Source organism: Fortiea sp. LEGE XX443, assembly GCF_015206815.1.
Classification (GTDB): Bacteria; Cyanobacteriota; Cyanobacteriia; order Cyanobacteriales; family Nostocaceae; genus Nostoc_B.
On sequence record NZ_JADEXZ010000048.1, the window covers coordinates 34,270 to 46,519 of the forward strand.

Annotated in this window: 12 protein-coding genes and 1 tRNA gene; 4 read left to right on the forward strand and 9 right to left on the reverse strand. The window is 40.1% G+C overall.

What is annotated here, in order from left to right; genetic code table 11:
- Positions 1 to 12: 12 nt before the first annotated feature.
- The gene (locus tag IQ259_RS17635) at positions 13 to 1,380 is read right to left on the reverse strand and encodes a GAF domain-containing sensor histidine kinase (RefSeq protein ID WP_193887084.1); all 1,368 of its coding nucleotides are present in this window, start codon (positions 1,378 to 1,380) and stop codon (positions 13 to 15) included.
- A gap of 283 nt (positions 1,381 to 1,663) precedes the next feature.
- On the opposite strand from IQ259_RS17635, the gene IQ259_RS17640 reads away from it, so the two are divergent.
- Complete coding sequence (locus IQ259_RS17640; RefSeq protein ID WP_193887086.1) at positions 1,664 to 1,981, forward strand: DUF3155 domain-containing protein; 318 nt, start codon at positions 1,664 to 1,666, stop codon at positions 1,979 to 1,981.
- 414 nt (positions 1,982 to 2,395) lie between these two features.
- Here IQ259_RS17640 and IQ259_RS17645 read toward each other — a convergent pair whose 3' ends face one another.
- Entirely contained in the window at positions 2,396 to 2,929 is a 534-nt protein-coding gene (locus IQ259_RS17645; protein ID WP_193887088.1) for a cofactor assembly of complex C subunit B, read from the reverse strand.
- Positions 2,930 to 2,981: 52 nt separating this feature from the next.
- On the reverse strand, positions 2,982 to 3,329 hold the full coding sequence (locus IQ259_RS17650; RefSeq protein ID WP_193887090.1) for a PadR family transcriptional regulator: 348 nt from the start codon (positions 3,327 to 3,329) through the stop codon (positions 2,982 to 2,984).
- A 599-nt stretch (positions 3,330 to 3,928) separates the two neighbouring features.
- Here IQ259_RS17650 and IQ259_RS17655 point away from each other — a divergent pair.
- Complete coding sequence (locus IQ259_RS17655) at positions 3,929 to 4,507, forward strand: DUF3611 family protein (protein WP_193887092.1); 579 nt, start codon at positions 3,929 to 3,931, stop codon at positions 4,505 to 4,507.
- A gap of 235 nt (positions 4,508 to 4,742) precedes the next feature.
- On the opposite strand, the gene IQ259_RS17660 is transcribed toward IQ259_RS17655, so the two are convergent.
- The 4 genes from IQ259_RS17660 to nifH form a co-directional block, all read right to left on the reverse strand.
- Positions 4,743 to 5,279: a hypothetical protein gene (locus IQ259_RS17660; protein ID WP_193887094.1), complete on the reverse strand. Its 537-nt coding sequence runs from the start codon at positions 5,277 to 5,279 to the stop codon at positions 4,743 to 4,745.
- Between the two features lie 11 nt (positions 5,280 to 5,290).
- Positions 5,291 to 5,641, reverse strand: a complete 351-nt coding sequence (locus IQ259_RS17665) for a YtxH domain-containing protein (protein WP_193887096.1) — start codon at positions 5,639 to 5,641, stop codon at positions 5,291 to 5,293.
- A gap of 96 nt (positions 5,642 to 5,737) precedes the next feature.
- Entirely contained in the window at positions 5,738 to 6,103 is a 366-nt protein-coding gene (locus tag IQ259_RS17670; RefSeq protein ID WP_193887098.1) for a hypothetical protein, read from the reverse strand.
- Between the two features lie 509 nt (positions 6,104 to 6,612).
- On the reverse strand, positions 6,613 to 7,503 hold the full coding sequence (nifH, locus tag IQ259_RS17675; protein WP_193887100.1) for a nitrogenase iron protein: 891 nt from the start codon (positions 7,501 to 7,503) through the stop codon (positions 6,613 to 6,615).
- Between the two features lie 1,414 nt (positions 7,504 to 8,917).
- Between nifH and IQ259_RS17680 the strand changes: the two genes are divergently transcribed.
- Complete coding sequence (locus tag IQ259_RS17680; RefSeq protein WP_193887102.1) at positions 8,918 to 9,106, forward strand: ParA family protein; 189 nt, start codon at positions 8,918 to 8,920, stop codon at positions 9,104 to 9,106.
- On the opposite strand, the gene IQ259_RS17685 is transcribed toward IQ259_RS17680, so the two are convergent.
- Positions 9,106 to 9,177 (reverse strand) — tRNA-Thr (locus IQ259_RS17685). The genes IQ259_RS17680 and IQ259_RS17685 overlap by 1 nt on opposite strands.
- Positions 9,178 to 9,210: 33 nt before the next feature.
- Between IQ259_RS17685 and IQ259_RS17690 the strand changes: the two genes are divergently transcribed.
- Positions 9,211 to 9,483, forward strand: coding sequence for a DUF3493 domain-containing protein (locus IQ259_RS17690; protein WP_193887104.1), 273 nt, complete (start codon positions 9,211 to 9,213; stop codon positions 9,481 to 9,483).
- Positions 9,484 to 9,729: 246 nt separating this feature from the next.
- Here IQ259_RS17690 and IQ259_RS17695 read toward each other — a convergent pair whose 3' ends face one another.
- Positions 9,730 to 11,409: a DUF1565 domain-containing protein gene (locus tag IQ259_RS17695; protein ID WP_193887106.1), complete on the reverse strand. Its 1,680-nt coding sequence runs from the start codon at positions 11,407 to 11,409 to the stop codon at positions 9,730 to 9,732.
- Positions 11,410 to 12,250 lie beyond the last annotated feature (841 nt).

The window sequence follows — 12,250 nt, forward strand, 5'->3', positions numbered from 1 at the left end:
ATACTTCATACTTCATCCTTCATCCTTCATTTGACTAATCGGCAACCAAATAATAAACGTAGTTCCTGGTGCATTGGGAGATGCGATCGCTGAATTAATTGCCGGACTGAAAACTTCAATTTCGCCGTGCATTTGATCGATTAATTGTTTAGCGATCGCTAAACCTAATCCTGTACCTGGAATTTCTGTTTGTGCTTGTATACCCCGGTAATGTCTTTCTCCCAAATGTTCTATGTCTTGTTGAGGAATCCCCGGCCCAGTATCAGTAATCGCAATTCCTTGAAAATTTGCTCTTTCTTGCCCTGCTTGGATGAAAATCTTGCCACCTGTAGGTGTGTATTTTAAAGCATTATCAATGATATTACTTAATACTTCTTGTAAGGCTTTGATGTTGGCACGAACCAAAGGTAGGTTTTTTGGTATTTCGGTTCTTAATTTGATATGACGTTCCTGAGCGATCGCTTTTGCTGATACTAATAACGGTGATAATAAATCAGCTAAAGAGCAGTCAGTTTCTTGTTCCCCTGTGCCTGGTAACAATAAAATCGGTTTGGGTTCTGTTTGGACAGTTGCTTCTACAAATACTTCATTTCCTGGTAATGCCAGCGGTGTTAAATCTAACTCTGTCCAGTCAATAACCTGATCAAATTGTTGCAATAATTCTTGTAGGCGATCGCTTTCTCGAACAATATTCGCTCCTACTTCTCGGTTAGGATCTCCTGGACGCAGTCTTTTAAATAGCAGTTTGCCAAAAGTCCGCAATGCCGTTAAGGGATTGCGAAATTGATGTAACAAATTATCTAATAAATCCCGCTGCTGTTCTTGGAGAATTTGTTGTTGATGTAGCTGTTGTTGCAACCACGCACGACGCTGATCTAAAACACAAGCGATCGCCAAAGTCTGGACTATCTTTTGAATTGTACTTTGTTCTTGTTGACTCCAAGCTCTGTCTTCTCTACATGTCACCAATAATCCCATCATGACACCTTCATGTACGAGGGGTAGAACAATTTGGTGTCCACTGAGCAAATACTCTTCTTGAAAATCTGGTTGTTCAGTATCTGTTGTTTCCACCTCTGGTGATGAAATAGTGCATTCTGTAGCTGCTGTCAATAACCTTTTTTGTTGTTTGGGCAGTAATAAAACATTACTAATTTGCAACTGCTTCCGTGCTTTTACTTCCGTATTTTCTTCTCCTGGTGGTAATCCTGCTGTTTCTGGATAAACCACCACAGGAATCAGTTTCGCCTCACTGGTGGGAGCTTCTACCAATTCTTGTGTTAAGTACACCACACTTAAAGAGGCTCCCAACCCTTGGGCTAACAATGCTATTTGTTCTCGGCATAAAGCCACAAAATCTGAACTAGCAGACATTAACATTTTTCATTTCTTGCTCAGGATCACAGGCTTTGAGGGAATTTTTAAGAGTCAGATTGATTCTACCTCTGTTTTAATCAAGCTTCACCAAAGCTTCTTGCGTAATGGTTTAGATGAAGAAATTATGTATTTTACTTGTTTTAAGATTTATTTGCCTTCAAAAAAAATATTTTTGTTGTATCAAAAGTTTAAAAACTCTTGATTTTTTGAACTAGAACTTTTATAATTACGACGGATTTTGTAGCTATGACTACAATCTAACAGCTTGAAAGAGGAGGACAATAGGTTGGCAAGAAGACGCAAACGGAAGAGTCGTCGTCGCCAGGAAGGACGGCGGATTTTAGAACATGTGCCTCAATATAGCATCGAAAGCGGCGAAGAAAAACCTGTGACAGCAGCAAGAAAATTCATTCAGGCTGAAGGTATTGCGCCACCAGCTTTGCTACTCGTAAAGCGCAACGAACACACCACAGACCGATATTTCTGGGCAGAAAAAGGTCTATTTGGTGCTCAATACGTAGAAGAGAACCATTTCTTATTTCCTAGCCTGCGGACATTAGAGGCTCCGGTAGGTTCAGAACCTTTGGCTGTAGCCACTCGCTGAACTATAAGCAGTGATCTTACGTGTTGAGTTTGTTCTGAATATTCATTTAACTGGCAAAGTTGCTCAGTTTATGCAAAATTTTCAATTTTTTTTAAATTTGGGACTGATTTGCCAGTACGAGGTAGTCCAGATGATTGGAGAAACAACTCTTCTTAAGCCAAATTGGTTTAGATGAGTTGGATTATCATCTGATATACATCAGGGAGTTAGAAAGAGCGATGCAGAGCATCCAAAAGCGAGAGTTGAGTTGCGCTTTCCTTTTGAAGGCTTCTTTACAAGATATCTTTTTCTCTAAGGCGTTCTGTTACAGAGAAAATTTACATCAAAACAATCCCTCTTTCCTACTCCCTATTGTTTATTTCCTCTTGCCCATCACTAGGGGAGATGTACAAAAAATAACCAAAAACTAATTGTTTAATCATTCAGCTTTAAGTTGAGTGCCTTTTGTAGCTCAGTCAGTTCATCTCGATGAGCAGTCACAGTAATTTTACCTTGAGAGTTTGGTTCGCCTTGATGAACTTTTTTCAGATCAAGCAATACCTTCTCAGTTCTTCCTGCTTTTTTCCAATAGAACAGACCACTCAAAGGTGATAGCAGCACTATCCCAAGAAAAAAAGTGCTGATGTTAGGAAAAAGCATTGATAAAACCAATGATAAACAAACCAAACCAACGGTTGCGAGCAGCGTCAAAAAAATTGCTAGAAATAAGCTAGGTTGGACAAAACCCTCAAAAATGACTTGATTTTTGTCTTGGTCTACCGCTGCCACTCGGTAAGACCGCGAACGGAAATAGTCCTGTAACTGAGGCATTAATACAGCTTCATCTTGCTCAGATACCAGTTGTGCGGTTTGTGTGCGGTCTTTAGTTGCAGCACGAATAAAGAAAAACAACCCAACTGATAGCAACAAGGTGAGCAGCAACGTAGATGGCAGAATAGCAGTATTCATAACTGATTGTTACTGTTTGAATGGAGGAGACTTATTCATTATTAATTATTAGTTAGTTTGTCCTCTGGTTGATGTAATCTTGCCAAAGACGCGTTAGATCCTGCGCTTGAACTTGCCATTCTGGAGAAACTTGGTACATTCGCCTAGGCCGTCCCCGTCCTTCGAGCTTCTTCCAATACCCATTGATTGCCCTTTCATCTTCGAGAAATTTGATCGCACTATAAAGTACGGTATCTGAAAGCCGATAGGTTGGGTATTCAGTTTCTAAACGTTGAATTAACTCGGTTCCGTAAGATTCACCTTGCAGTAAAACAGACAGTATGTAACAAATTGCTAGTTCCTGACAGAGGTAAGTTGGCGGAGGATTTTCAAAGAATTGATATATATCCTCAAGTTTCATGGTTAATGAATGGCTAAAAAAATGCCTTTAGGGTGGGATTTATAATCATTGCATTCAGTATATAGTGTTACTTTAAGTAGCCATTTATATACTGTTACTTAGGTAGGATGTTCAAAGCGTCAACGTAAAAAATGCAAAACAATAATGCCCCACGCAGTTAAAGTCGTAGGATACAAGTAATACATCAGGAGCGTCAGAATTACACTCCTATTTAAGCTCTAGGCAGTGTGGTGAGGAGCAATAAAGACAGAGGCTTAACCACTGTATTGGGGTCAAATGATGCCGAGCCGATTAGAACTGCATAAGCATAAAATGCCATCGAAGAAATTTTACAAGTAAAATGCCATTTTGTCTGTAAAGGTTATTAAACACTTTATTAATTCAGTATTTAGTCATGGCTGTCTATTTAGTCTGTCAATCTAAAATTGACGGGTTGTGACTGACGCAGAGAATTTTTAGCCAAGCAAAGTTTTTTTAGCAGAGTCGGCTTAAGTCCTTGATTTTTCCGTTTTTCTGCGAAGTTCTACTTGAGAAACTCATAGGTCATCTGATAAGTGTGATAGTAAATCTAGCAAGCGCCTAGCAAATTGGTGATTAGTATGTCACAAAATTCCGATGCCCCATCATCTTCTGCTACTCTTCGGGCGATCGCCCAAACATTTCGTCTGACAGGTTGGATTAGCTTTTGGATTCAGTTAGTCCTGGGCGTGGTTTCCAGCATAATTGTGCTGCTCTTTGCTATCTTTTCGCAAAGAGCAGGTAGTCCTAGTAATAATCCTGGTACTGGCTTTGGAGTCTTTTTAGCGGTTTGTGGACTAATTATTTTGGGTGCCGGTATCTATTTAGCTTTCCGTTACACCAGAATTGGCAAACAACTGCAATCTTCTAACGCCAGCAACCGCCCACGTAAAAGCGAAACTGTGCAAGTATTACGCTTAGGTCTGTGGATAAATTTAATTGGCACAGTAGTCACACTTTTAGGCGCACAGGCGATCGTCGGTACACTAGTGGCAAGGTCGATATCTCCGCAAGCCATCACTACGCAATTTTTTGATCCCACTCGGATTATTAGCGGTCTTGACATGCTTGTAGTCCAAGCAAACACTAACACCGTTTCTGCACATTTTGCAGGGTTAGTAGCATCGCTTTGGCTACTTAATCGGATCAACCGTTCCTAATCTTCTCGGCTGAATTCAATAAGTAATCAGACAGAATTAATTACACAAATTTTTGACTGTAACCTGTAACCGTTCGGCTGACGCTCACGGCGGAAGCCTTTAACCTGTCACCTATCTCCACCCATGAATTTTATTGTGTCCGACTACTTAGTTTTCTACCAGTAAGCAAAAGGTTATCTCTGACTGCTAGGGCTAAATTTTTGCAGGAGATGAGAAAAATAGAATCCAATTAACTTTAAGATAGATAATCTTCATCGTCAGAACCGCCATCCCAATTAGCAGCATCATTAGATCGGTATGTTTCTGCTTTATTACGGCGATTTTCTTGTCTTAAGGCTTCTCGTTCTCGCAATGTTAGCTGTTGCTTTTCGGTAACAGGCAAACGTTCCACTGCTCGCTTAGAAGATTTTTGACGAGTAAAGGTCTTCCAAGCAGTTTTCATGCCAACAACAATGCTGCGAGTACCAACTTGAATATTTTGGGCTTGTTTTTTTGCACCATCAATGCCTTGGTCAACTTGTTTGACGACTTGACCAGCACTTTTGATACCTTCGCTGACATCATTGGTTAAGTCAGTAATTTCTATACCAGTTGTGCGGATGGAATTTAAAGTCGGCGGTAACTCTCGTGAAAGGGTGTCAAAAAACTTTTCTGCACTACGGGCGGCGCGTGCTAACTCTTGCAAAGCGGGTATAGCCGCCACTAAGACAGCTGTCAGACTGACAGCGACTAGGAGTAGGGACAGTCCCAACCAAAATAGGGGGTCAATCACGGTTATGCTATTTACGAGCGTTCCGAAGGTTCGGGAAGTGAATCTGAGTCTGCTTGAGATGTTTGACGCTTCAAGACTTGACTTTCACGCTGACTAGCATCTATGCCAGCTGCGATCGCTTCCCGCAGTCTATCTAAAGTTTCATCCCAGTTACGTAGTGCATTGTTAGACAGACGATCTGCCTGGATTTGCACACTTGTTGATAAATCTTCTGCTAATTCCGGGATGGCATCAGCAGATTTCTTTAAAAATTTACGCGTTTCGCGCCCACTGCGGGGAGCAATCAGCAACCCGGTTAAAGCGCCGATGGTAGCTCCCAGCATCATACCGCCAATAAAGACTCCAGAACGGTTATTAGACATTTGAATTGTTTCTCTCCTTACACCTATTCTAGGTTGGTTGTTTCCCCTTGTATAACCCAGAATGATTTTATCGAGTTAATTTATCGTGACAATTTATCAACCAGAAATGTTGCGATGATTCATCCCAGCTTTGGCAACTTTTTTTCTCAAAAAGAAAAAATTAGGTTGGCGAAAATAGCGCTGTCCAACTCGCTGCCCTAACAATAGTAGACTAACAATCTGCCGCACTTGCTGGATTTTTAATTGTAGGGATTGATTTCGTTGGCGGAGGTTATGGATATTTTTTTGACTAATGTCAATATTTTGCGGTGCTTGAGACAGCAGAGTATGGCTATATTTTTCATAAGCAGTTAACCTATCTGCGATGAAGGCTATTTGTTGCTTAAGTTTCCATAGTAGCCAAACTCCGTAGAGCAAAAGCAGCGAGATGAGAATGTTAATAACGACAACTACTGTGATCATTATTTACTTGATTTGACTCTGATTGTGATTAAGGAGCCAATTTAAGTCTAAATCAACTTCAACAACTATTGAACTAAAGATATCTATTGGCTGCTAAATCCTCAGAAGATATCCGATCTTTGGAAATGATCTAAAAAGCAATTTTGGATAATTTTTTTACGTATTTTAATTAAAAAAATGATGGAATTGCGACTGCATGACTATAGAAGTAATACTTGTAATTAAGTATATTTTCAGACATATTTTGAGCATTTATTGTTTAAAGGGTGTCTGAAAAGCTTTGGACGAATATAATTCACTACTACAAAAAGTCCGCACAGGCGGACTAATGAAAAATCAACGATTTTGTGTTGGGAACCAATGCCTTGACTTGAGACAACTGGCTTGGGCTGTTTTCTCGTTTACCCCCTTAAAAAGGGGGTGGGAGTCTAAATCTAGAACTACCCAACCTTTATCCGAGAAGTATTAAGGTTTTGGTTGCTTACCAATGATTTGTGACAGCATCAAAATTACTTGGTGCTGCTGTCAGCTGTTGCAATCATTTTGGCAGCATTTTCTTCGCTTTCTAGAATACCAAATTCAATCAACAACTCTTCTAATTCTTCCATTTCAATTGGTGTAGGAATTTGAAGATTTTTGTTGTTGATGATCTTTGTAGCCAATGTCCGATATTCGTTACCTTGTGCGCTGTCGGGTGCATACTCGTTAACTGTCATCCGGCGCAACTCAGCGTGTTGAACAATGTTGTCGCGGGGTACGTAGTGAATCATTTGGGTGTTCAAGCGTTTTGCCAGAGTTTCGATGAGTTCGATTTCTCTGTCAACGTTCCGGCTGTTACAAATCAAACCACCCAAACGCACGCCGCCTGTGTGTGCATATTTCAAAATACCACGAGCGATGTTGTTTGCAGCGTACATCGCCATCATTTCGCCTGATGTCACAATGTAAATTTCTTGTGCTTTGTTTTCGCGGATAGGCATTGCGAAACCACCACACACAACGTCACCTAGTACGTCATAAGATACGAAGTCAACGTCTTGGTAAGCACCATTTTCTTCTAAGAAGTTGATGGCGGTGATAATACCACGACCAGCACAACCTACACCGGGTTCTGGACCACCAGATTCCACGCATTTGACACCGCGGAAGCCTGTAAGCATTACTTCTTCGAGTTCTAAGTCTTCCACTGCACCACGTTCAGCAGCTAAGTGCAGAACTGTGGTTTGTGCTTTGGAGTGGAGCATCAAACGGGTGGAGTCAGCTTTGGGGTCACAACCTACAATGAGGATGCGTTGACCCATTTCTGCCATAGCTGCCAAGGTGTTTTGAGAAGTGGTAGACTTACCAATACCGCCTTTACCGTAGAAAGCGATTTGTCTGATTTTTTTGTCAATACTCATGGTTGGTGTTTTCCTACAATTACTTTATCGATGGGACTGAAGGTTTACCTGAGAACTAAAGCTTGGTAATGTTTGCAGATAGCATTTATTGGCAAACACACTAAGCAAAATATTGAAAATCCAGAACATATTCAAATGTTGGTAATTTGCTGTTGATTATTAGTCTTGAGTCACTTTTTCTAATGATTGACTACTGACTAATAACCAATGCTGCAATTACTTTGACTGCAAAGTTCTAGAATAAATAGTGGTCAGAGGTTGCATAAATGAGGTTTTGGATCTCAGGAATATTACAAGTGTTAGCAAATACACCTTCAGATAACTTTCAACAGATGAAGTTGGTATTTGTAGCCTGGTTACTATCGGGTGTGAATTGAGGTTTCATCTGCTAATATCAACCAAAGTTTAGAAAAGCTTGACATAAACATTGCAGGTTATTGTAATTAAATCCCCATCGGTTGCTCAAGCCTTGAGAGTGGTGACAGTGGCAATTTACATTTCCCCAGGTTTTTCCCTGAACCCAACCAACCAAAATTGCACTCCACTCCGAATGGTTCCTACAACTGTCCTATTTTTGGATATATCATAACTACTCAAAACTTCTCATAGCGATCGCACCAGATGATACCCTAAGATACTGCGCGATCGCTATTTGGTATTTCTGACAACTATTCCTGAAAAATCACTCAATATGCTCGTAATTAATGCAGAGAAATAAATCTTCCATTACAAAGATATAGTTCTGCATTACCTACTCCTAATACTACGATTTGAGTCATTTATTGGTGACTTTTGACAATATGCTTAAAGTCATGAATCTTGTGGAACGATATCTACTCTGCTTGAAGTTTTCATTCCCAAAGTAAGCAACTGCCAGAACATATTTGACGAATCAAAAGCGTTAATTTCGCTTAAACTATGTTCAGTAACCGTTTCAATTTCTGTTCGGCTGCCAGGTTGTACTAAGAGTCTTTCTTCCCAGGCTCCTAGAGTAATTATTTCTGGCTGGTAATACTAGCTTGTATAGCCAACTCTTACTAGTTATTACCTAAAGCAAGTTATAACTGACTTCAAGTTTGTACTAAGGTGACAATCCTATTTATCTGGCTAATTTATATCGTTAGTAAAAGTCCTAACAATATTGAAGTGGATTTACCAGAGCAAAAGGACTTTATTGAGTTTACCTCAATATTTTTCTTGAAGTCTTTTGCGTTCTTGCTTTTTTGATTCCTACTGTCAGCTTAACACGATTTAACTAATTTATTTATCAAATGTTGAATTATTTTTTCTAACAGCAGAGTATTTTGCTTAGACATTAGTGCTGTAACATCAGTGAAATTTTGTACAGAATTAACATTTACTTCTAATTCTGCTTGTATAAATTAATAGTTTCCATTCAGGTGAGGTATTTAAAATGGCACAAGTAGTTATTGCAGCTTTAGCAACCGTTGGTGGTGTTGGTAAAAGTACTATATCGGTACACTTGGCTGATAAAGTTAGTAAGGGTAGGCAGAGGGTAGCAATACTAGATTTAGACCCACAGCGATCGCTTGATGTATTTTGTGGTTTTCATACAATGTCGAATGGGTTCTATAAAGCCTAAGCCGATGACGGGATTTGAACCCGTGGCCTGCTGATTACGAATCAGCTGCTCTACCACTGAGCCACATCGGCATACACGAAAAAAGATTATAGCATTATTTACCGATGGTAGAACCAAATCCTAAAACCCGCCTTGATCCTGAACAATACGCCCGTTTAAAATCAGAAATGGCAACTCCTTATCGCGGCTTGCGGCAATTTATCTACATAGGTGTTGGTGCTTCTGGTTTTATTGGCGCATTTGTCTTCTTTTTTCGAGTCCTGGCTGGCCGAGAACTTGACAACGCCTTGCCTAATTTGGCACTGCAATTAGGTATTGTGACTCTGATGGTTTTTTTATGGCGATGGGAACAACGTCGTCAACAGATACGGAAATAAGTATTATTACCATATTTCTTTGTAGTGCTTGGCATTCTGCTTCTCTGAAATCATATTCTTAATAACGACAGAAAAGATAAAGAAAATATTATGAAATCAGAAAAACTTAAAATTTTTGAGACAATAAAAATCGTTGAAACGAGGTCAGCCAATATAAAGACCTTGGATTTAAGAAAAAATGTCAAATTAAAAGCGTCAAGCTAACAAAGTGCTAGTCTTGACGCTTTTAATTTTTTAACTAGAGATTTACTGAACTGTTACCAAATATGGTGAGGGAATCGGTTGAGCGCGTCCAGCGTTAACTAGTGCTTGGTAAACGAAAGCAGCAACTTCGGCTCTAGTTGCTTGACGATTAGGTGCTAATTGTTTAACCGTGGGATAGTTAATTACTAATTGCCGTAAAGTAGCAGCAGCAACTGGGGCTACCGCATAATTAGGAATTTGAGCAGCGTCGTTGTAAAATCCAAGAGCATTCTGGTTGTTGGCAGTTAAACCTAAACCATTAGCCAAAGCAACTAGTGCTTGTACTCTCGGAATTTGCTGCTGTGGTTTAAAAGTTCCATCGGGATAGCCTGAAACAAATTGGCTCTGATAAGCAGATTTAATGGCTGCGAAAGCCCAAAAATTGCTTGGTACGTCCTTAAAGTTGATTGCGCTACGTTTAGCTGATGGATTGAGAGCTTTTGTGACAATGGTAGCAAATTGTGCGCGAGTTACTGGTTCATTGGGTTTAAATGTACCATCAGGAAAGCCAGCAATAATATTTTGCGAAGCTAAAGCTTCAATATAGCTTTTTGCCCAAAAATTACTAGGTACATCCTTAAAGGCAACAGAACCCCCAGATGGTGGTTCAACTGTAGCTGCGACAAAATCTACTTGACCAAATATGCGCTTTTGATCAATATCGTTACCAACAGCCACAATAGTATTAGTTTTAGTGGCGTTATTTACATCGTAACGACCATTACTACGAATAAGATTGCCGCCAGGATTTTCATTAGTCCCAAGATTGGGTTCAGAGGTAGTAATTGCTACGACTCCATCCCGTTTATTGTTTTGAATGACATTCTTACGAAGTACAGGTTTAGCAGAGTCTGAGATAAACAAGCCATCTTCGTTTTGGATGATTTGGTTTCCTTCAACTAAAGTTGTGGAAGTTCCACCGATCGCCAAACCAAAACCTGTATTCTGAAATAAGTTATTCCGCACCTCGCCTTGTGCTGCTCTTGTAAGGGAAATCCCATTACCTTTATTTTGGAAAAAAATGTTTCCTTCAACTTTGGGATTTCCTGTACCTGTTACAAACACACCCTCTCTACCATTGTTTGTAAAAGTGTTGTTTTGGATCGTGGGATTAGTAGATTCTACCCAAATACCTGTGCCGCGTTGAGTGGGGTTTGTGACAGTAACACCTGCGATCGTGCTATTGCTATCACCCAAGATGGTAATTTCTTGTCTAGCAAAAGTCTTACTAGTGTAAAAACCTGCACCTGTAATTATTGTGCCTTGACCTTTAGTTGATTCGTCACCTTGTATTGTGACTCCTGATTTGGCTAAAAGAGGGAATGTTTCTCCAGACTCTTGGTTATAAGTTCCAGGAGCAAGCCGAATAATTGTCCCTGCTTGAGCTTGACTGAGCGCAAAGGTAATAGTTTTGTAAGGTGCTGCTTCTGTTGCGCCAGCACCAGCATTGTCTTGACCGGTTGCTGGGTTGACATAAATCACCTTAGCAGTTGCAGGAGCTTGCGCCATAACTCTTGGCGAAGCACCACCACCATTTGCTATACCCATCAATAATGTAGAACCAGTAGCAGCAATTAACAAAGCTGTCAGTCCGGCTCTTAGGGATAAATTAAGTCCAAGGTTTCTTCCAGAAAGAAAATAAATATTTTTTACGGAAGAAAAATGAAAACCTTGATGTTTCATTTTTGTGTCTGTGATGTGCTGAATTATAGTTGGTTAAAAAGGGTCAAATGTGACAGCTATATAACTGTTCAACCCAAGCAAAACTATAACGGATGACTAGCAAATAATCAGCGAAGTTTCGCAATCAGACACGTAAATAAACAATTATGGGGGAAACTCTGAGTCAAAGGTAAAAGTTATAGAGCGACTGGAGGTGCTTTCTACTTATCTGACCAAAACTAGGGTGTGGGGTGTGAAGGGAGAAGAAAAAACTTTCTTGGCGTTGCTGAATTTAGGGATGAAATAATGAACCGCAAAGTACGCAAAGTACGCATTCGCGCAGCGTCTCGTAGAGAAGAAGAGGTTTTGAGAGATAAATATAAGAAAATCATCCCGCATTTATGCAACACCAAACTTTCTTTTTGTACACCCCACAAGGCGAGCCAATAGTATATGTAGTGGCGTGGCAAGGCTAAAATAGTGCATTAATAAACCGCAGAGGCGCAGTGAGGCAGCGCTGCGGGAGGGTTTCCCTCCGCAGGCGACTGCGAACCCGAAGGGAGAACACAGAGATAGAAGAAAAGATTTATTGCCATATTTAAGGCTAGACACGCCACTACGTATATTTCATAAATCAAGTACTAGTCCTATATCATCTCCATGAACTAGGAAAGTAGTTTAAAAAAGCTAAAAATACAGCATGTCGCTCTAAATATTAGTGCGAAAGTAGAATAAGGGACTTCCAGAGAATAAGATATACAAGCCATAAAAATGATAATCATTCTGAAGGGGGAAAGAGCAGTTGCCGTCGGCAACTGCTCTTTCCTCCCAAATATATGCAAGATAAATGTCTGCACTCAAC